The organism is Siphonobacter sp. SORGH_AS_0500 (assembly GCF_002838835.1).
In the GTDB taxonomy this organism is placed as follows: Bacteria; Bacteroidota; Bacteroidia; order Cytophagales; family Spirosomataceae; genus Siphonobacter.
Genome location: NZ_NHPP01000003.1, coordinates 74601 through 95771 on the forward strand (window position 1 = coordinate 74601; position 21171 = coordinate 95771).

Genomic DNA, 21171 nt, shown 5'->3' on the forward strand with positions numbered 1-21171 from the left:
TGGATATTCAAAACTACGGCCCTATTTTGGAATGATGGCAGGATTAACGGAAATTTGATTCGCCATACAGCTTTGACACAACCTTCAGATGCGAATACGGATACTTTTTTTGATTTTAGGAATAGCGTGTAAAAGCTGGGCTCAGTGTCCGACAGTGAGGGTACTCAAGAAACGGGAAAGCTAGAAGTGAGGATTGGAAGTCAAAATGCTACTCCTATATCGATCACAGGGACCTCTAAAAATGTTCTGAAAATATGCAAAGGAGATAAGGTTTATACGAGTGATCTAACAACGGGCGGCGGAAATACAGGTTTTTGGTACGAGTATCAAGACCCTACCATTGACTTTAATAATAACCTTAAATCTGAAACGGTTACCACGAGTCACCAATATGATAAAGCAGGGACTTACGGCCTGATAATGGTTGGTGCTGCGGGTTCAGGTTACTACGCTTGCCAAACTATTCAGGTAGTCGATAACCCCAAACCTCTTTTTACCGCCAAATCCTGTTCTAATCGTCAGGTAACTATAGAAATTCCACAGGATGCCTCGAAGAATCCTTACGATACGTTCATTATCAATTGGGGAGACGGAACTTCCGAAACGCTCACCAAGGACAAATTACCTTATACCAAAACCTATACGTACACCGCAAGTACCCCCAATACCGTAAACATAATTGTGTCGGGGGGATACACCGGAAGTGTCTGTACGAATACCAGCGACCCTTTAAGTGTTAATATCAACACACCCGCTACGTTTACCCCGGCTATTACGCAATTAGAGCTTGCTAATGATAAGAAAGCCGTAACCATTCAATTTGTAGGAAGTACAGCTTTTAACCAAAACATTTACCAGAAAGAAGTAAATGGAATGTATCAGGCAACGGGTTTGGGCTCAGGAAATGGGGGAGCTACTTCGTTAACGGTTAATCAGTTAGATCCAGCGAAGCAATACTGCTTTCAGGTAAGGACGGAAGTGCCAGCGGGTTGCGGGAATAGCGGCATTTCGCCCGAAGTTTGCACGATTCCCCTAACGGTATCAGCCAGTTCTCAAAAAATGGATATTAACTGGAAGGGGTATCCTAATGCTCCAGATTTTGAGTCATATACCGTTTATAAAGATAACAAAGAGGTAGCCGTTATTACAGATATTACCAAGCTGAGTTTTACTGATCCAGATGTAGTTTGTGGGAAGTCTTATTGCTATCGGGTAGTAGCTAGCGTAAAGGGGGTAGAGTCTATTTCAGATGCTATATGTAAAGAAATAGATTCTAATGATAAGCCCGAATCCATTTCGGACTTATACACAACAGTAGCCAAACAGGGAGTACTGGTAGACTGGAGCATTCCTGGCGGTGGAGAAGCCTTAAGCGAACGTATTCGGAAGGCCAATGGTGGCGGAAATTTTCAGGACATTCCTGCCAGTCAGGTTAAAAAACCGTTTGCGGATAGTGCCGTGGATGTCAATCGCTTATCCTATTGTTATCAGGTGGCTTACCAGAGTGCCTGTCGTACCAACTCCGATTTTTCATCATCTGTCTGTACTATTTTTGCCAGTCAACAAGACAATTACATTCAGTGGACTTCCGCTAATCCCTTTACAAGTGCCCTGGTCTCATACCGGGTTCAGGTGGTCGATGCTCAGGGAACTGTCATCGGTTCTCAGAACGTAGGGCTGCAAACGAAAGTCAGTTTAACGAGTTTAACCATTCCGATTCAGTCGGGGTACGAATACCGGATTGAGGCCCTTTCGGAGAGTGGGCGTGTAAGCGTTTCCAATACCATTCCCCTTTTCGAATCCGTTCGGATTTACGTTCCGCAGGCTTTTTCTCCCAATGGGGATGCCCAGCATGACATTTTTCTGCCGAAAATGCTGAACGTAACCCAGATGAAAATGGTCGTTTTTGATCGATGGGGCAATCCCATTTTTTCTTCGGAGGATATGAATCGGGGTTGGGATGGTTTAGTGAATGGTTCCCCGGCTCCGGTAGGTAGTTATTCGTATCGGGTCGATATTCGTAACGATGCCGGTAACTCCTTCACCAAAAGAGGCGTTTTTCAGCTCATTCGGTAAGGGAGGAATGTCCTATTGTCAGGTCTGCATTCGGCGGCAGGACTTTTTTGATGCTGAATTACCTACTTTTGCAATTAGTTAACAAAAACGACAACAGCACATGTTTGATATGATGGGCATGATGGGCAAGATGAAAGAAATGCAAGCCCGCATGAAAGACGCTCAGGAATCTCTGCCTTCCATTACGGAAACAGCCGAAGCCGGTGCCGGATTAGTAAAGGCAACCGTGAACGGTCGTAAGCAACTGATTCATTTGGAAATTGACCCTGATCTGGTGAAACCCGAAGACACGGAAATGCTTCGTGACCTGATCGTGGCTGCCACCAATAAAGCTCTGGAAGCCGTTGAGGCCAAAGTAGCAGATCATCTGAAACAGGCTACCGACGGATTATTACCCAATATCCCCGGCATGGACAGTCTGTTTGGTAAGTAATCATTCTTTATATATTTCAGAAAGAGAAAAGGCTGCTATCGGTCTTTTCTCTTTGAGTTTATTTCCCCCTTGCTCGGCTATCAGGCCCCGCAACATGATATGGATCTTTTAGCCATTGTTATTCTTAATTACAACGGTAAGGCTTACCTCGAAAAATTCCTTTCTTCGGTTGTCAGGCATTCCGGCGAGCACGCAGTTTATGTGGCTGATAATGGCTCGACGGACGATTCTGTTCACTGGCTGAAAGAACATTTTCCGCAGGTTCGGTTGGTCGTCAATGCTTCCAATTTAGGTTTTGCCGGAGGGTATAACGAAGCTCTGAAACAGATTTCGGCGAAGTATTACTGCCTTCTGAATTCAGACGTGGAAGTAACGGCGGGCTGGATTGATCCGGTGCTGAGTTTACTGGAGAATAATGAAAAAATTGCGGCGGTTCAACCCAAAATTCTGGACTATAACTACCGTAAACACTTTGAGCATGCCGGTGGTGTTGGGGGGTATCTGGACGTATTAGGTTATCCTTTTACCAGAGGACGGATGTTTAATTTTCGGGAAGAAGACCTGGGGCAATACGATACCGATAAACAATGTTTCTGGGCTTCTGGAGCCTGTTTTTTTGTTCGGGCGGATATTTTCAAAGGCTTGCATGGATTTGACAGCGACTTTTTCGCCCACATGGAGGAGATTGACCTGTGCTGGCGAATTCAGTTGCTAGGCTATCAAGTCTGGGCGACGCCGAAATCAACCGTCTACCACGTCGGGGGCGGCACGCTGGATTACCAGAATCCGCGAAAGACTTTTCTGAATTTTCGCAATAGCCTGGCAATGTTATATAAAAACTTACCTGCTTATCACTTGTATCGCCTGATTCTCATTCGACTGGTGCTGGATGGTACTGCTGGAATCCGATACTTTTTGGCGGGCTTCCCACGTTCTTGTTGGGCCATTGTTCAAGCTCATTTTTCCTTTTATGCCGAATTGCCCAAATGGCACCGCAAACGAAAAGAGATTAAAACATTACGCAATCTGGGCAATCCAGTGGAGCGGTATGAGAAGAGCATTGTATCGGCATACTTTTTTCACAGATACCAGAAGTTCTCGGAATTAAAGGGCATAAAGTAAGTTATTGATTATACGATAGTTTACTGGGCTCAACTAAAGTATATGAATAGCAAATCAGTCCAGTTTCAGTATCCAGCTGAATTTCCCGAGCAAGTCCGAATGCTTGAGAAACTGAATCTGCTATTTACGGGGATTGTCCACGTGTACGATCTTGAAACCCGCCGTATTATCTACATTAACCATCGTTTCACGGAGTTATTAGGGTATTCTTTACAGGAATTGGAGGAGTGGGAGGGTAATCTGGAAGTGCCCGTATTACTCGATGATTTATGGTCCCGGAAAGAGGAAAAGCTTGAAGCTTTAGTACGGAAAGAACTAAACGCGATCGAGTGCGAAACCCGGCTGAGGCACAAAGACCAGTCCGAGCGAACCTTTAAAACCCGGCTTACCATTTTTAGGGAAGACGAACACGGCAAACCGCTGGAGTTAATCGGGATTTCGGAAGATATAACCGAGCAGGTAAATCGTTACAAGACCCTTTTGCAGCAACAGGAAATGCACCGCATTACTGAACAGGCTTTCCACTTCGGCAGTTGGGAGAAAAACCTGGAAACCGGGGAGTTAGTCTGTTCGGATGGACTGTATAAAATCATGGGTCATCCGCCGGAAATGATGAGTACTAACTGCGAAGAGTACACGTCACTATTCACTTTTCTGGATAAGAGAGATGATACGATGGTGAGCCAGACGGTGCAGGAAGCTATTCGAAATCATCAACCTTTTCGGTTGGAACACCGGGTATTGACTCAATCGGGCAAGAAAAAAGTATTAATGGTGGTAGGTCGCCCCGTACTGAATGAAAACGGCACGGTAAGCCTGTTGGTAGGAAGTATTGCGGACATAACTATGCTCCGCCAGTACGAACAGGAGTTGCGATTGAAAATAGAAGAGTTACAGCGTTCGAACGGTGAGCTGGAACAGTTTGCGTACGCGGCTTCGCATGATTTGCAGGAACCCCTGCGGAAGATTTCATCCTTTGTTACGCGACTGCGGGCCAAATTAGGGGATACGCTGGAGGACGAAGCCGAAGATTACATGCGACGCACGCTACAGGCTATCGATCGCATGAAGAGCCTTATTGATGCATTGCTTTTATTATCGCGGGTAACCCGACAGGGAAATGTCAAGGAAAGCGTTTCCCTGGCTCATATCGTGCAGGAGGTGTTGGATGATCTGGACACTCAGATATCCGAGAAAAAAGCCTTTATTGAGATAGACGAGCTGCCGACGATAGAAGCGGTACCCGTACAGATGCGGCAGTTGTTTTATAACCTACTGGGAAATGCTCTTAAGTTTACAGACCCTTCCCGCGTGCCGCATATTCAGTTAAAGGCCACGCCTTTGCCGCTGGAAGAGGCCCGCGAAAAAGGGTTATCAACTCATTTTCAGTGGATGAAAATAACCGTTAAGGACAACGGTATTGGTTTCGAGCCGGAATATAAGGAACGTATCTTTCAGGTTTTTCAACGCCTGAACGGGCGTTCCGAGTTTGAGGGTACGGGCATTGGGTTGGCCCTTTGCCGAAAAATCGTAGAATTCTGTGGAGGCACCATTACCGCTGAAAGTCAGTTGGGTCAGGGCACTTGCTTTACTTTTTATTTACCTGCCGCCCTTTAATTCAAGGTACTGGATCATGTCCATGACCACCCCAGGGATGACAACTGGCAATGCGGCGAATCGCCAGCCAGCCTCCTTTCCAGGGACCGTATTTTTCAATGGCCTGGATGGCGTATTGAGAGCAGGTGGGCGTATAACGGCAGGAATTACCCAGGTAAGGGGAAAGAGCTCCCTGATAAATTCGCACCAGAATGATCAAAAACCTACGCATAAGTGTGGTATAGTAGGGTAGTTTATTTTTAAAGTAATTGTTAAAGCGGGAAATCAGTTCTTAGAAATGAAACGTTCTATGAAAAAAATGGATCGCTAAAGTGAATATTTTCTTACTTTTGCCATATATCCCCAACAGTTCTTCCTCAAAATAGAGAGCATCGTGACGTTGATTAAATCTATCTCCGGAATCCGGGGAACCATTGGTGGAAACGTGGGTGAATCCCTAACCCCCGTTGACATAGTTAAATTTTCCGCAGCATTCGGAACGTGGTTAAAACTTAATTCTCCCGAGAATAAAAAAATTGTCATTGGACGTGACGCCCGTCTTTCGGGTGAAATGGCCGTACGTCTGGTTTCTGCTACTTTGCAGGGACTTGGACTAAATGTGATTGATCTGGGATTATCAACGACTCCAACCGTTGAAATGGCTGTTCCCGCCGAGCAGGCTGCTGGTGGTATTATTTTAACGGCCAGTCATAATCCGATCCAGTGGAACGCTTTAAAGTTATTAAACGCAAAAGGCGAATTTATTTCAGCCGAAGAAGGAGCTCAGGTTTTGGCAATTGCTGAGGCAGAATCTTTTTCTTTCGTAGAAGTGAAAAAACTAGGTAGCTACCAGCAGGATGATACCTATCTTCAGAAGCACATTGATGCTATTCTGGCTCTGCCGCTGGTAGATAAAGAGGCCATCGCTGCGGCTAATTTTAGTATCGTTGTGGACGCCGTCAACTCTTCAGGAGGGATTGCCGTTCCTATGATTCTGGAAGCTTTGGGGGTAACTAGAATTGTAAAACTTCACTGTGAACCAACGGGTTACTTCGCTCACAACCCTGAGCCCTTACCCGAACACCTGACCGATATTCGTAAAGAACTTCGTTCAGGAAAGCATAGCCTGGGTATTGTCGTAGATCCTGACGTAGATCGTCTGGCGTTTGTGGCTGAAGATGGCGAACCTTTCGGTGAAGAATACACGCTGGTTGCTGTCGCGGATTACATCCTCAAAAACAACGTAGGTAATACGGTTTCAAACCTTTCATCGACTGTTGCTTTGCGAGATGTTACCCAAAAAGCCGGTGGTACTCATTACTCGGCTGCCGTTGGCGAAGTGAACGTAGTTACCAAAATGAAAGAAGTAGGAGCCGTGATTGGTGGTGAAGGAAATGGCGGTATCATTTACCCTGAGCTTCACTACGGACGCGATGCATTGGTAGGAATTGCCCTCTTTCTGACGCACTTAGCTAAGTTTGGTAAATCTGTTTCGATGCTGCGTCGTTCCTATCCAAATTATTATATCTCAAAAAACAAGATTGAGTTAACGCCAGAACTGAACGTTGATGTAGTGCTGGAGCGAATTCAAAGCAAATACGCTCGTCAGCCGATTAATAGCGAAGACGGGGTAAAAATTGAGTTTGGTAACGAATGGGTTCACTTACGTAAGTCAAATACCGAACCCATCATTCGGATTTATTCAGAATCTGACTTTATGACGAAAGCAGAAAATCTGGCTAAAAAGATTATTCAGGATATTAAAGAAGTAGTTGCTACGCTTTAATAAGCTTACTTCAGGTGAATAACGAAGAAACCCGACGACAACCGTCGGGTTTCTTTTGCTTTATAGCTACAGCGACTAGACACCAATTTCATGACTTAGTCCAAATGCTTTGGCACTGGCCTGAATGGTTTGCAAGAGCTCGGTATAACTAAAAATGCGTCCCTCGATATAATCCCGTTCGGATGGATCACAGAAGGCCAGGCGATCCCGAAGTTCGTGGATGCCACTATGAACTGTAATGAGTACATCGTGAATGAATTCCAGGTATGTTTCGGGCTGCTGCATGGATATTATCGGTTAACAACGGCTTCAAAATGATTCCAGTCAATTTCCCGGAAGTCGGCAATGACCGCCGAAGTAATGGGTGCGAGTTCGTCTTCGCTGTGACTGGTAGAGACCCCAATGACGGGCATACCTGCCGCTTTCCCAGCCTGAATTCCCAATAAGGCGTCTTCAAAAACAACGCAATTTTTGGGATGAACTCCTACTAACTCCGCTGCTTTCAGGTAAATATCGGGAGCAGGCTTGCCATTCTGAACCATCGAAGCATCGACCACTACATCAAAAAGTGGACGTAAGCCCGTTCCATCCAGCGTGAACGCTACGTTTTCGATAGGAGCAGAAGTGGCTACGGCACATTTTACCCCGTGTTCACGTAAGACATTTAGAAAGCCAATCAAACCCTCGGCAGGTTCCAGGTGAGGGCCATAATTGTTCCGATACATTTCTTCTTTTTCAATGGACATCTCCCGAAGTTCTTCGGCTGAAGGCTCACGACCCAGCAGAAACGCAAAAGAATCGAATGAGTTTTTGCCATTGAGCTGGGTATAATACATCTCCTTACTGAAAGCAAACCCGTGAGCTTCACAGAATATACGCCAGGCAGTTTCGTGGTAAGGCATATTATTGACAATCACGCCGTCCATGTCAAAGAGAGCGGCAAGGGTAGTGGGATCAGGTAAAATACTCATGCAATGAATGTTTTGAGAAATTATCTAAAATGTATAATCGTAAAACCATACTACGAGTGATGGTTTCTGAAACCTTTACCGATTAAGCATCGGAAGGTTTCTCTGTTCATCTGCGACGCTCAGCGTTACAAACGCTCTTTTTTGCGTAATCCGAGTTGGAAACGCGGAATAACGCCTGATAAAAAGTACATAGAGAAAACGAGCAGGCTCCTTCGTTCTGGATGACAGTGAGGAATGAAAATGCTTCCTCGAATGAATGGAGAGAGAATGCACGGTCTCTCTATTTCATTAAAATGTCTTTTTCAGACTAGTCTCTAAAATCAGGAAACAAAAAATCGGTACCACTTCGGTCGAAGTGATCGCTGAATAAATGCAAGAAACAAAGAAATGCGTAAGGAGGAATAGATTATTCCAGGGTAATTTTCAGCCCATCATACGCCAGATGCACGTGTGGAGGTAGCTCGGCCTCAACAGCCGCGTGTAGTCCCATGTTGTGGCTAATGTGAGTAAGGTAAGCGGTTTCGGGCTGAACCCGCTCAATTACTTCCAGAGCTTCTGGTAAGGTATAATGCGAAAGATGTTTGGGGCCTTTATGCAAGGCATTAATAACCATAACCCGCGTACCTTTCAGCTTTTCCAGTTCTTCTTCCGCAATAAAATTAGCGTCAGTAATGTAGGAGAAATCGCCAATCCGGTAACCAAAGACGGGTAGCTTATGATGCATGACCTGAATGGGTGTGAGGGTGAGACCTAACACTTCAAAAGGTTCGTTCTGAATGGGATTTAGTTCCAGACGGGGAATGCCAGGATATTTTTTTTCAGCGAAAGCATAGGCAAATTCAACTTTAATCTGCTCCAGTACTTCAGGCTGACCATACAGAGGAATATCCGAATTCTGACGGAAATTGAAAGGGCGTACATCATCCAGACCAGCCGTGTGATCTTTGTGAGCATGCGTAAACACAACCGCATCCAGATGCAGAATATGCTCCCGAAGCATTTGCATGCGAAAATCTGGTCCGGTATCAAAAACCAGACTACGACCTTCGACTTCCACGTGAATGGAAACGCGTAGACGCTTATCCCGAAAATCAAGCGAACGGCAGACCACACAGTCGCATCCAATGACCGGAACGCCTTGAGAAGTACCCGTACCAAGGAAAGTGACTTGCATACAAAACAGGCAAAGATGAGCGGAAGCTTCCGCTCATCTTCTAAAGAATGATGGATAAATCGAGGTAGAAAAAAACTATTCTACAACGCCACCCGTGTATTCACGAACTTTAGCTACGAGAGCATCAAAGTTAAGGGGCTTGATCAGAATGTCGTCAAAACCAGCAGACTTGAACTCCTCGGGAGAATAATTGCGGGCATTACCTGTGATGGCAAGAATAGGGGTTTTGGCCTTGTTTGCATCGGGTAATTTCCGAATCTGACGGGCACATTCCATTCCATCCATAACGGGCATGTTGATGTCTAACAACACCACGTCATAATTTTCTTTTTCAAGGAGTTGTAAAACTTGCTCGCCGTTTTTCACGGAAGTAATCTCGAAATTCTGAAATTCCAGGATTTTCTTAGCCAGGTTTTGAATGACGGAGCTATCTTCAGCAATAAGAACGCGTTTGAAGGCCATTGTCGAAATATTGGGTTTCGGAGTAAAATGATAAAGCGAAATAACAGCTAATTACCGGAGAACCTTCAAAAAAATAAAAAGGAATCGTCCTGTCCTGTGGGTGTATTTCCAAAAACGTAAAGATAAAGTCGTGGTTGACAGTAGCTTGTCTTTCAGAAAAACAAATAAAAATAATCAGCGGGTCTACAGGTCATCCTGTTACATTACCTACAGGACTTTATGTACCTTCTGATACCCTATCTAACCAAAAATTTAACCCTGAAGTTTCGGGTTATTCAAATGCCGGGTCGCGTCGCGGATGTTTTTCTTTTCGAGGTTACGCTCAAAAGCTTCCGTCAGATTAATTCCGGTTTGATTAGCCAGACAGATTAATACCCAGAGGACATCAGCCATTTCATCGCCGAGATCTTTGCCTTTGTCGGATTCCTTTTCGGATTGTTCTCCGTAGCGGCGAGCCATAATCCGGGCCATTTCGCCGACTTCCTCCATCAGAATAGCCGTGTTGGTTAACTCATTAAAGTAACGAACACCGACGGTTGTAATCCATTCGTCTACGGTTTTCTGAGCTTCTTCTAAGGTCATTTAGATGCGGTTTTTTGAATCTATGATAATCGTAACGGGACCGTCGTTCAACAAGGCGACTTTCATATCCGCCCCAAATTCGCCCGTTTGAATGGATTGTCCTAACTCTTCTTCCAGTTGGAGAATCATTTTTTCGTACAAAGGAATCGCCACTTCGGGTCGGGCAGCCTCAATGTAACTTGGGCGGTTACCCTTTTTGGTACTGGCAAATAATGTAAACTGACTGATTAATAGAATATTACCATTGACGGATTTTAAATCCAGATTCATCTTTCCTTCTTCATCCCCAAAAATGCGTAAGCCCGTAATTTTTCGGGCGAGCCACTGCAAATCTTCTTCCGTATCGGTATGGGTAACGCCCAGTAACACCAGTAAGCCTTGGTCAATCTGACCTTTGATGAGTCCATCAATCGTCACAGAAGCCTGAGTAACCCGTTGAATCACTGCAATCATAATTTAGTTTTCAGTTTACGGTTTTCCGTTTTCAGTGGTAGAAACGCGATTGCTCGCGTCTGGGTAGGGTTAGTTTTTAGTGATTCTTTTTCAGTTTACCATTACCATACGCCGATCTATTTATTGATGCTTAGTCATTTACGAAATGAATTATAGTCTATAAACATGTTTCCTTTTCTCTCAATTAGGTTGTTATCGCTGCTAACGTGGCCGCTGCCAGGCCCGGCCAGCTTTTTCGCTGGCAGTACTGTGTTTGAGTACTAACAGGTTATGCTGCCAGCCAAACATATCCAGCTTTACTGAAGAGGTAGTCAGGTCATGCCGCTACCAGCTACCAGCGTGGCCGGCCAGCTTTTTGGCTGGTAACAACAGCTTACTTCACCAAAATAGACCTCATAGCCTAAGTTAGTGCTGCCAGCGAAAAAAGCTGGCAGCGGGTTTGTCGGTTAATTACTATCAGCGAAAAAGCTGGCCGGGCCACGCTGGCAGCAGTGAACTGGAGACTATTTTTTTGAGAAATAAATTTATTTGATAAACAACTAACAACCGCAGCGGCGGCCGCTAACAACTAACAACCCCTCACCAATTATAAAGCAAATAAGCAATTCCAAAATAGACACTGTAGCCTAGAAAGTCGTTGGCGGTGGTGATAAAAGGCCCGGAAGCGACAGAGGGGTTAATACCGTATCGATTCAGAATGATGGGCGTAACAGTTCCGGTGAAGGATGAAAGTAATACCACGGCCATCAGCGAAACAGCTACCACCAGCGAGAGCTTAACCGGGTGGGAGAGAATCAGATAGGTAATCAGAAATACAAATGCTGCAATCATCACGCCTTTTAGTAAGGCAACCGTGGCGATTTTAAGCATTCGGGGCCAGAATTCACCCGTAAAACCCGACTTATCGCTCAGAATCTGCACCATGAACGAGGAAGACTGAATACCTACATTTCCGCCCGTTGAACCGATAATGGGAATAAACAAAGCCAGAGCCGGAACCATCATTAGCAGGTCGTGCTCGAAAATACCGAGGAACTTGGCTGCCAGCAAACTCCCAATCATACCAATGCCCAGCCAGGGTAAACGCGAACGCGTGATCTTCCAGACGGAATCGTCCTCTTCGACTTCTTCCGAAACCCCGGTAATGGCCGCAATATCTTCCTGTGCCTGCTCGGTAATAACATCAATGACGTCATCAATTGTAATTTGTCCAAGTAAGCGTTTCTGAACATTTACTACGGGCAGGGCGTCCAGGTCATAGCGTCGCATGAGCTCGGCTACGTCTTCGGCGGAATCATAAGTAGAAGTATAAATTACTTCATGATCGTAAATCTGTTCAATGCTGCTGCCTCGTTTGGCCAGAATAATATCCTTTAGAGAAACAATACCGAGTAAGGTATTCTCGTCGTCAACCACGTAAACCGTGTATACTTTCTCTACCTCTTCGGCCTGCCGACGAATTTCCTCAACGCATTCCGTAACCGTTTGCCGAACGTTGATTTTTACTAACTCCTTCTGCATCAGCCCTCCGGCTGTGTCGGGCTCGTACGGTAACAGATCTACAATAAAACGGGCCTGTTCACGGTCTTCAATCAGGGCAATAACTTCCTCCCGAATCCGAACGGATTGCTCGATTAATAAATCAACGGCATCGTCCGAGTCCAGCACATTGACGTACCGGGCCATCTGAGCGGAGTCAAACAGAGCCAGTAAGTCCCGACGAATACTGGCATCCATTTCCGCCAGAATTTCGGCTCCCGTTTCAATATCTAGCAATTGAAGCACATAGTAAGCCTGCTCGGGTTCGAGTTCACTCAGTAATACCGAGATATCCGCCGAAAACAGATGCTCCAGTTCCAGCCGAATAAAAACCTCATCTCGTTGATCAACGGCGTTACTTAGCTGTTCAACATACTCTTTAGTAAGCTCGAAAGCCATACAAAAGGGGCTATTTGAAGGGTGGAAGAAAGGATAAAAAAGTGGTCAGGAACTTAAGGCTGAGCTTTTTTGGCCTGTTGGATGGTTTGCGTGATGTCCACAAATTCGGCTACCCCTAACTGTTCGGCCCGTTTATCCAGCAAAGGATGATCGAAGATCACACCGATGGGCTTAAGAGCGTTTCGAAGCGTCTTGCGGCGTTGGTTAAAAGCCGTTTTTACGACATTAAAAAACAGTTTCTCATCACAGGCTAACTCGGCTACGGCGTTGCGTTCCAGACGAATTACGCCGGATTGTACTTTTGGTGGAGGATCAAATGCTCCGGGAGGAACGGTGAAGTGATACTTAATGTCGTAAAAAGCTTGAAGTAACACGCTTAAAATGCCGTAATCCCGGCTCCCCGGAGGTGAGGCAATGCGTTGAGCTACTTCTTTTTGTAGCATGCAAACAACCTCGGGAATCAGATCCCGGTGTTCGAGCACCTTAAAGAAAATCTGGCTGGAAATGTTATACGGAAAGTTTCCAATCACCCCAAAAGGCTCCGTGGAGAACGTGTTGAGATTCCAGCGTAAAAAATCGTAGTTATGAATTCGGGGTGATAACTCCGGGAAATGGACGTTCAGGTAATCCACCGACTCGCGGTCAATTTCCACGACGTGCGTTTCAAACTGCGGTTTCTTCAGCAGAAACTGCGTTAATACTCCCATCCCCGGACCGATTTCCAGTACCGTGCGGTAGTTCTGATATCCCGACAGCAAATCAGCAATTCGCTCGCAAGCGTGTAAGTCGCGGAGGAAATGTTGCCCTAAATGCTTTTTTGCTTTTACTTTCATTCAAGAAGTTAGTAAAATATTCAGTCGTGCTTCCTTCTGAATACGAATCCTGGCTTGTTACTGAACTCAAAAACTGGATTTAATCTTTAATAAAAAGAATTAAATTTAGATAGACTTTAGTTTAGTTTGAAAGCCGTTATTGAAATGTAGGCCAAAATTACCCTGATTTTTGTAGTTTTAACGAAAATGGGACGTTATAATCCGTAAATCAGATGCTGATACCTGAGTATATCGCATTTTACGAATCGCCGCTGGGTTGGATGGAATTGAAAGCTTCGGCAGAACAGTTACATTCGGCACGGTTTGTAACGACAAAAGGCCAGCAGAGGCTAACGCCACTACTGAAGGATGCTCAGCGACAATTGCAGGAATATTTCGTTGGAAAACGGAAGGATTTTGACCTGCCGCTGTATCTGAACGGAACGGCTTTTCAACAGAGCGTCTGGCAGCAATTGCGGAAGTTACCCTACGCCGAAACGATTTCCTACATCAATCTGGCCCGCACGATGGGCGATGAAAAAGCGACCCGAGCCGTAGCGGCGGCTAATGCCAAGAACCAGATTGCTTTGATTGTTCCCTGTCATCGGGTGATTGGTTCGGATGGAAAACCCGTAGGTTACGCCTGGGAAATCTGGCGGAAACATTGGCTGTTGCAACACGAACAGCGAAATGCAGAGAAAGGCCAATTGTCATTATTTTAAAACGAAAAAGCTAAACGTCTGCGATTAACCGGGCGTTTTATCATCATAACACATGAGTAAAGTTAGTATGGCCGAACCTGTTTCAACCTTGCGACAAACTTCGCCGGGGTTACCCCTGAGCTCGGCCTCTTCAGAACTACAGGATCTGATTCGTAATACCACGGATTTGATCCAGATGATTGATTTACAGGGACGCTTTCTGTACGTAAACAAAGCCTGGAAAGATACCATTGGTTATCGGTCGGCGGAGTTGAATCAGATGAATCTTCGGGATGTTATTCACCCGGAGTTTATGGAAGAGACACTGAGTAGATTTGACCGGGTGAAGAATGGGGAGCAAATCCCTGATTTTGAGGCGGTTTACCGTCGGAAAGACGGTCGCCGGGTGTATGTGTCTGGTTCGGTTAACTGTCGGTACGATGAAAATGGCAATCCCATCGTTTTTCGGTGTATTTTTCACGATACCACGGCCAAAAACCGGGCCGAAAATGCTCAGAATCTTTATTACCAGATTGCCAACTCGACTTTGAGTACGCGAAGTCTGGACGATCTGTATCAGTTCATTCATGAGGAATTGGGGAAGGTAATTGATACCAAAAACTTCTTCATTTCGCTTTACGATCCTTCTAAAAGTTACCTCTATTTTCCGTATTACGTGGATGAATATTTTGATAAGAATATTCGATTTACAAAGCGGAAACTGGGGAATGGATTAAACGAATACGCCATTGTGGCCAACCGGCCTTTGATGCTAACGGAAACAGAAATCCAGGAACTGGCCCGTCAGAAAGTATTATACATCTACGGACAAATTCCGAAGGTAATGTTATGCGTACCGCTTCGGATCGGGGATCGGGTCACGGGGATTATCGGGGTTAAATCCTACGAGCGTACCAACAAATACGATATCCGGGATCTGGAGTTATTGGAGTTTATTTCGGGTCAGGTTGCCGTTGCGATTGAAAGAAAGCAGGCGGAATCGGATCTGGCTAAACAAACGGCTCGTCTGCATGCCATTTTTGAATCATCGAGTCACCTGATGTGGACGGTGAACCGTCGTTTGCAGCTAACCTCCTTCAATGATAATTACCTGAACCTGATTCAAAGTCAGCTTCATGTACCACCGCAGGTAAACGTCACGACCGACCAGTTTGCCTGGCGACTGATGAATCCGGCGAACCGGAAAATCATGGAGGATAAGTATAAAGGGGCATTTCGGGGAAAAGCCGAGTCGTATGAAGTACACATGGATAACATCCGGTACGGCGAAGATATCTGGCTGGAGGTATACCTGAACCCCATTTTGCTGGCCGATGGTCGCATTGAAGAAGTAGCAGGTATTGCCCGGGATATTACGCCGTTGAAGCGATCTGCCCGCGAGTTACTGAAGGCCAAAGAAGAAGCCGAGCGTTCGCTGAAAGTAAAAGAACGGTTTCTGGCGAACATGTCGCACGAAATCCGTACGCCCATGAACGGAGTTATCGGGATGATTGACTTACTGAGCAGTACGCATCTAGAAGAAGAGCAGCGGGAATACGTTCATACGATTAAAAAATCTTCGGAAACGTTACTTAATATTCTGAATGACATTCTGGATTTATCAAAAATCGAAGCCGGAAAAATGGTGCTGCACGAAGCTCCATTCGAGTTCAGAAGTATTTTCGATAAGTTAACCAGCCTGTTTGGACAGACTGCCCGAAACCGGAACAATACCCTGAGTTATGACTTGGGCGAAAATCTACCGCAGTACATCATTGCGGATGAAACACGGTTACTGCAAATTCTTTCCAACCTGACTTCCAACGCCCTGAAATTTACCGAGCATGGTTCGGTTCAGGTACGGGTAACCAATTTGTCGACGCACGGCAAGTGGCACAAAATCAAGGTTGAGGTTATTGATAGCGGCATCGGAATTTCTTCTGAAGGCTTGAAACAGCTTTTTGGAGCCTTCCAGCAACTGGATAATACGACTCGCAAATCCTTCGGAGGAACGGGTCTGGGGCTGGCGATTTCCCGCGAGTTATCCCGACTGATGAAGGGAGAAATGGGCGTGGAATCAGAAGTAGGAAAGGGAAGTACCTTCTGGTTTACGGTGGAATTAAAGGAAACCATGATTGCTCCATTTCAGGAGAAAAAATACGCGGAAGAGTTTCAGATTCTGAATTACCTGGCCCAGGAAAATCCCCATATTTTACTGGTGGATGATAACGCAGTAAACCGGAAAGTAGCCAGTGAAATTCTTTCCAAAGCGGGTTGCCGGGTTCAAACAGCCGATTCTGGGCGGAAGGCTATTCAGTTGGTCGATGCCAGTGAAAAAGCGGAACGCTATGACCTCATTCTGATGGACATTCAAATGCCAGATATGGATGGTCTGGAAACGACGCATGAGTTAAGGAGGTTGTTCGGAGAAAAATTGCCGCCCGTGCTGGCCATGACGGCTTATTCCATGAAAGAAGACCGCGAGCGGTTCCTGAGTCAAGGCATGAACGATTACGTGTCCAAACCCATCCGAGCCGAAATGTTGGTGCTGAAGGTGAAAGAATGGGTAGATCGAATGGCTAGTCGCCAGCGGGAAGCGGTTCGACTAGAAACCAAAGTAAAAGAGCCTGAGCCTGTTATACAAAAACCAGCCTCTGCGGAACTGAACGAGCTGTACGATTTTGCGGTCGTCAACCAGTTAGCCGAACTGGCGGGAAAAGAAATGGTCGAGCAGGTATTTGCCGAATTTGAACAGGAAGCAATCGAGCAAATCAAACTAGCCCAGGAATTTTTCGAGACGCAGGATTTTCAGGGCGTTGAATCGAACCTGCATACCCTGAAAGGTAATGCTGGAACGCTGGGCATCACGCGATTACACGAAGCCGTGAAAACGCTGGAGCATAAAACAAAAGTGGGTAACTTCAGCACCTTTGCTACTGAATTTCCACCCATTAAAGATGAGTTTAACATCTTCCAGGAAACCTACACGCAGGTGTTGGAAACGTTAGCCTAACTCTAGAAATCTACCAAACAAAAGAGCGATCAGAAGACAGCCTTCTGATCGCTCTTTTGTTTAACTATCTTCGGAGAAACTTTATTTACGAATTAGCTTCGCCACGTACGCCCACATCCGGGAAGGAATGGACAAAAACCAAACAAGCACATTAAACGCTAAATAGAAAACCGCAATAATGGGGTAAGCCAAAATAAAAATGATGTTGAAAATAATGGCACCGGGCGTTATGTATTTGGAGCGTTCGGGTCTTTTGATCATATACGTGTGTTTTTACAAGATAGTAACGATAGAACGAAAGAAAGGTTCCGGTCAGGATTTGAGTTTTTTATGAATCAGCCAGTTAAGGCTTTAAATGCTGATTTACAGGATAATTATTATTGTTCAACGGCCAGATAGCTTACTTCTGCACGGACGCGGCGGTCTGTAGGCATGAGTTTCTCAAAGGCCCGGGCTGAAAGTCGCACAATCACGCCCCCGGCTGGACCCGTATCGGGTAACTTGCCAATTACTTTCACAATCACACTTTGGTTATTCGCCTCATTCCGAACGGTTAACATCGTTCCGACGGGAGCTGAGCGGTGCAAGGCCAGATACTTACCCGATTTATCCTGAGCATCAATTAACTCGCACAAACCGATCTCCGTAACTTTCTTCGCTCCCGTGCTTGCATTGGGAACGGGGTCATTTTCGGTACGAACGGGAGTTAATACTTCGGCTTCTGGTTTGGGAGTGGTAACGGGTTTGCTCCCCGTGGGTTGAGGGGCGGCTTCGGGCTTCGTTTTTGTCGTCGTATCCGCTTTTTTAGGGGGGTCCTGAACGGCTACTTCGGGTTTATTTACTACGACAGGAGCTTTGGGTGCTTCCGTTTTTACGGGCTCTGCTTTGGTTGGTTCTGGTTTACGGGGTTCCGTTACGGGTATTTTGACGGGAGCTGCCGCTACTTCCGTTTTACCAGAATCAGATTTACCCGGATCCGAAACGTACAAAACCTGACCGAATTTTACGGTACCGTCGGCTGGAATATTATTCCATTTTTTCAATTCAGCCGTTCCTACTTCATACTTACGGGCAATGCTGAATAACGTTTGACCAGATTCCACTTTATGCGTTTTGGCTACCGAATTAGTTGCCCCAACGGAAGTTGCCGTAGCTGGTGCGGCATGGTCTGAACGACGCCAGGGTCGGGGAATTCGTACAACGGATTCTGACCGCAGATTACCCGAGAAATCAGGATTAACGGCTTTGAATTCATCCAGGGTGACGTTATACTTCTTCAAGAGGCTATATAAAGTTTGTCCGGGCGTTACCTGATACACAATCAGCGTTTTACCATTCTTCCACTCCGTCCCGATAGAATCCAAAGGAATGGATCGGGCGGAAGTTTGTAACGAATGAAGACAAAAAAGGCCGAAGAGGGGGAGGAAAAAATTATGATACCGCATAGCAGCAAAGATAAACCTGATCTTTTATATAAATGAGTTGGTGACGCCAGTTGATAAAGGTCGTATGCCCTTGTGCATCGCCGAGTGAAAGCGGCTCATGAAACTGAACCTGCCCCGTATTAGTAACGACTAAGAGGTTGTTTTTAAGCTTTTCAGACTCGTAAAAATAATAAGAAATAATGATCAACGGTGTTAATTCCAGATAATCACAGGCACCGATGGGGTGGTTTTCAGTGGTATAACGTATTAATTTCTGTAAAGTCGCCAGGTGCACATTTCCTTCCGGGTAATGAACCGGAAGGCGGATTTCATGCAGAGCAGACTGAGAAGGCATTTGGGGAACGGATTGTCCCGTTCGCAAATCCAGAAACTCATAAGATTCTTCCCCGGACTGTACCCGAACGATTGCATCCAGGGTTTCCTGCCAGATTCGGTTAGATACCGTCCAGAGGAGTTCTCCCGTACGTCCATCCAAAGCGTGTAAAGCAGTGGGGCGGGGCACTTCCGGTTCTTCGAATGAATGATACAAAATAACCCCATGAAAACAGCCCAGCATATTAACCCACCAAGCAACCTCTACCAGAGGAGTCTGATTTTGGGAGAAAAAATGCCCATCTTCAGCACAGGCCAGTGACTGGACGTAAGCCTTTCGTTGCTCCGAATCCCGAATTTCGATGCCTACATAGGGATCATAGGGATCTGGAGAAATTTTATAGATGGGATGGGAAAATTCAAGACGCTGCATACCGATACACTGGAATAAAAATTTTGAATTAACAATCTTATGCTTTTCGCTGCCGTTACTTCTATACAGGTGTATTGAAAGCAGCGAAGCTTCCTTAACTTGCCAGCAGAAGGATAAGGTTCCTTCTGGCTTAACCTTCCATTCTTTCAACTGAGTAAAACTTCAGTTTATACGTATGCAAAAGTATTCCATCCTTTGGGCCGATGACGAAATTGACCTGTTAAAACCATATATTCTTTTTTTACAGCAAAAAGGCTATGAGGTAACTCCCGTTAACTCAGGGGCCGATGCCCTGGAACAACTCGAAAATAATACGTTCGATTTAGTCTTCCTGGACGAAATGATGCCTGGTTTGACGGGCCTCGAAACGCTTGCTCAACTTAAACAGCAGTGGCCAAACCTTCCGGTGGTCATGATTACCAAGTCCGAGGAGGAGCACATTATGGAGGGAGCTATCGGTTCTAAAATTGCCGATTACCTCATTAAGCCACTCAACCCGAATCAGATTCTGCTTTCGGTACGTAAGATTCTGGATTCAAGACGATTAGTAGAGGAAAAAACCAATTTGAGTTACCAGCAGGAATTCCGTCAGTTATCCATGCAGTATCAGGATCGTATTGGCCATGAAGAATGGGCGGATATTTACAAGAAGCTGGTTTATTGGGAGTTAGAAATTGATGATACCCCTAATAAAAGCATGGAAGAAGTAATGAATATGCAGAAGTCGGAAGCTAATGCAAACTTCTGTAAATTCATTGAAGATAATTACGAAGACTGGATTAACGAGCCCAAAGCCGACAAACCAATTCTTTCGAATATGTTACTTCGGAAAAAGGTTTTCCCACATTTGCAGGCTGGTAATCCCTTATACTTTATCCTGATTGATAATTTTCGCTATGATCAGTGGAAACTCATCGAGCGAACCTTGACGGAATACTTCACCATTGATGAAGAAAGTCACTATTACTCGATTCTTCCCACAACGACCTCCTTTGCCCGTAACTCCATATTCTCGGGTTTATTACCCAGCGAAATAGAGAAACAATACCCACGTCTTTGGGTACACGACATTGAGGGCGATCAGAAAAATGATGAAGAAGGTCTGAATGTGCACGAGGAAGAGTTTCTACAAATGCAATTACAGAAAAGTCGTTTAGGCCATATTAAAATGTCCTATCACAAAATTCTGAACGTCAATCAGGGAAAAGCACTGGTCGAAAACTTTAACAATGTCTCCAATAACGATCTGATCGCAGTAGTTTACAATTTCGTAGACATGCTTTCCCACGCTCGGACGGACTCGACGATGATTAAGGAACTGGCTGCCGATGAATCAGCTTATCGAAGCCTGACTAATTCCTGGTTCCAGCACTCGCCTTTATTGGATTTCCTGAAAAAAATTGCGGAAAAAGGAGGACGAGTGGTACTGACAACCGACCACGGAATGATTCGGGTTCAGAAGCCCGTTCGCATCATTGGCGACCGTTCCGTGAATACCAATCTTCGCTATAAGCAGGGTAAAAACCTGAATTTTGATGAAGATCACGTTTTGGTTTGTCGCCGTCCCGAAGCCTTTGGCTTACCGAAATTTAACGTTTCTTCGGCCTATGTCTTTACCATGGAGGATTACTTCTTTGCTTATCCTAATAACTACAATTATTACGTCAATTATTATAAAGACACTTTCCAGCACGGAGGAGTGTCGCTGGAAGAAGTGATTGTGCCGGTAGTACAGTTAAAAGCAAAATAAACGCCCTGTTTCTAAATAGCTATAAAGCATTCTTATCTTTGAATGGGCTTTATAGCTATATAATTGTATACCCCAGAATAATATATTTTTAAGGTTATAGTCGAGAGAGTCT

At 45.3% G+C, this 21171-nt stretch carries 20 protein-coding genes; 8 read left to right on the forward strand and 12 right to left on the reverse strand.

Annotated elements, in window-relative coordinates:
- Positions 1 to 144 precede the first annotated feature (144 nt).
- From BWI96_RS04080 to BWI96_RS04095, 4 genes are all read left to right on the forward strand, one after another.
- Positions 145 to 2076, forward strand: coding sequence for a T9SS type B sorting domain-containing protein (locus BWI96_RS04080; protein ID WP_106635420.1), 1932 nt, complete (start codon positions 145 to 147; stop codon positions 2074 to 2076).
- Positions 2077 to 2176: 100 nt separating this feature from the next.
- The gene (locus BWI96_RS04085) at positions 2177 to 2509 is read left to right on the forward strand and encodes a YbaB/EbfC family nucleoid-associated protein (RefSeq protein ID WP_106635421.1); all 333 of its coding nucleotides are present in this window, start codon (positions 2177 to 2179) and stop codon (positions 2507 to 2509) included.
- Positions 2510 to 2608: 99 nt separating this feature from the next.
- Entirely contained in the window at positions 2609 to 3631 is a 1023-nt protein-coding gene (locus BWI96_RS04090; RefSeq protein ID WP_106635422.1) for a glycosyltransferase family 2 protein, read from the forward strand.
- A 42-nt stretch (positions 3632 to 3673) separates the two neighbouring features.
- The gene (locus tag BWI96_RS04095) at positions 3674 to 5248 is read left to right on the forward strand and encodes an ATP-binding protein (protein ID WP_106635423.1); all 1575 of its coding nucleotides are present in this window, start codon (positions 3674 to 3676) and stop codon (positions 5246 to 5248) included.
- A 1-nt stretch (position 5249) separates the two neighbouring features.
- Here the strand turns inward: BWI96_RS04095 and yidD are convergent, their stop codons facing one another.
- Positions 5250 to 5459 carry a membrane protein insertion efficiency factor YidD gene (gene yidD / locus BWI96_RS04100; protein WP_106635424.1) on the reverse strand — a complete coding sequence of 70 codons (210 nt, stop codon included), beginning with the start codon at positions 5457 to 5459 and terminating at the stop codon, positions 5250 to 5252.
- Positions 5460 to 5621: 162 nt separating this feature from the next.
- Between yidD and glmM the strand changes: the two genes are divergently transcribed.
- Positions 5622 to 7013, forward strand: coding sequence for a phosphoglucosamine mutase (gene glmM, locus BWI96_RS04105; protein WP_106635425.1), 1392 nt, complete (start codon positions 5622 to 5624; stop codon positions 7011 to 7013).
- A 75-nt stretch (positions 7014 to 7088) separates the two neighbouring features.
- Here the strand turns inward: glmM and BWI96_RS04110 are convergent, their stop codons facing one another.
- From BWI96_RS04110 to rsmA, 8 genes are all read right to left on the reverse strand, one after another.
- A complete protein-coding gene (locus BWI96_RS04110; protein WP_232793572.1) occupies positions 7089 to 7298 on the reverse strand; it encodes a hypothetical protein in 210 nt (69 codons plus the stop codon).
- Between the two features lie 5 nt (positions 7299 to 7303).
- The gene (locus BWI96_RS04115) at positions 7304 to 7984 is read right to left on the reverse strand and encodes an HAD family phosphatase (RefSeq protein WP_106635427.1); all 681 of its coding nucleotides are present in this window, start codon (positions 7982 to 7984) and stop codon (positions 7304 to 7306) included.
- Positions 7985 to 8390: 406 nt separating this feature from the next.
- Positions 8391 to 9158: an MBL fold metallo-hydrolase gene (locus BWI96_RS04120; protein ID WP_106635428.1), complete on the reverse strand. Its 768-nt coding sequence runs from the start codon at positions 9156 to 9158 to the stop codon at positions 8391 to 8393.
- Between the two features lie 75 nt (positions 9159 to 9233).
- Positions 9234 to 9620, reverse strand: coding sequence for a response regulator (locus BWI96_RS04125; protein ID WP_106635429.1), 387 nt, complete (start codon positions 9618 to 9620; stop codon positions 9234 to 9236).
- A 252-nt stretch (positions 9621 to 9872) separates the two neighbouring features.
- The gene (locus tag BWI96_RS04130) at positions 9873 to 10202 is read right to left on the reverse strand and encodes a nucleotide pyrophosphohydrolase (RefSeq protein WP_106635430.1); all 330 of its coding nucleotides are present in this window, start codon (positions 10200 to 10202) and stop codon (positions 9873 to 9875) included.
- A complete protein-coding gene (gene dtd / locus BWI96_RS04135; protein WP_106635431.1) occupies positions 10203 to 10655 on the reverse strand; it encodes a D-aminoacyl-tRNA deacylase in 453 nt (150 codons plus the stop codon). It abuts the gene before it with no gap.
- Between the two features lie 579 nt (positions 10656 to 11234).
- On the reverse strand, positions 11235 to 12593 hold the full coding sequence (gene mgtE, locus BWI96_RS04140; protein ID WP_106635432.1) for a magnesium transporter: 1359 nt from the start codon (positions 12591 to 12593) through the stop codon (positions 11235 to 11237).
- 53 nt (positions 12594 to 12646) lie between these two features.
- Positions 12647 to 13426 carry a 16S rRNA (adenine(1518)-N(6)/adenine(1519)-N(6))-dimethyltransferase RsmA gene (gene rsmA / locus BWI96_RS04145; protein WP_106635433.1) on the reverse strand — a complete coding sequence of 260 codons (780 nt, stop codon included), beginning with the start codon at positions 13424 to 13426 and terminating at the stop codon, positions 12647 to 12649.
- 212 nt (positions 13427 to 13638) lie between these two features.
- On the opposite strand from rsmA, the gene BWI96_RS04150 reads away from it, so the two are divergent.
- Together BWI96_RS04150 and BWI96_RS04155 are read left to right on the forward strand one after the other, a co-directional pair.
- The gene (locus BWI96_RS04150) at positions 13639 to 14127 is read left to right on the forward strand and encodes a methylated-DNA--[protein]-cysteine S-methyltransferase (protein ID WP_106635434.1); all 489 of its coding nucleotides are present in this window, start codon (positions 13639 to 13641) and stop codon (positions 14125 to 14127) included.
- A gap of 52 nt (positions 14128 to 14179) precedes the next feature.
- The gene (locus BWI96_RS04155) at positions 14180 to 17119 is read left to right on the forward strand and encodes a PAS domain S-box protein (protein WP_106635435.1); all 2940 of its coding nucleotides are present in this window, start codon (positions 14180 to 14182) and stop codon (positions 17117 to 17119) included.
- Positions 17120 to 17200: 81 nt separating this feature from the next.
- Here BWI96_RS04155 and BWI96_RS04160 read toward each other — a convergent pair whose 3' ends face one another.
- From BWI96_RS04160 to BWI96_RS04170, 3 genes are all read right to left on the reverse strand, one after another.
- Positions 17201 to 17380 carry a hypothetical protein gene (locus BWI96_RS04160; RefSeq protein ID WP_106635436.1) on the reverse strand — a complete coding sequence of 60 codons (180 nt, stop codon included), beginning with the start codon at positions 17378 to 17380 and terminating at the stop codon, positions 17201 to 17203.
- 116 nt (positions 17381 to 17496) lie between these two features.
- A complete protein-coding gene (locus BWI96_RS04165; protein ID WP_198555137.1) occupies positions 17497 to 18483 on the reverse strand; it encodes a LysM peptidoglycan-binding domain-containing protein in 987 nt (328 codons plus the stop codon).
- 67 nt (positions 18484 to 18550) lie between these two features.
- A complete protein-coding gene (locus BWI96_RS04170) occupies positions 18551 to 19309 on the reverse strand; it encodes a DUF4905 domain-containing protein (protein ID WP_106635438.1) in 759 nt (252 codons plus the stop codon).
- Positions 19310 to 19484: 175 nt separating this feature from the next.
- Between BWI96_RS04170 and BWI96_RS04175 the strand changes: the two genes are divergently transcribed.
- On the forward strand, positions 19485 to 21059 hold the full coding sequence (locus BWI96_RS04175) for a PglZ domain-containing protein (protein ID WP_106635439.1): 1575 nt from the start codon (positions 19485 to 19487) through the stop codon (positions 21057 to 21059).
- Positions 21060 to 21171 lie beyond the last annotated feature (112 nt).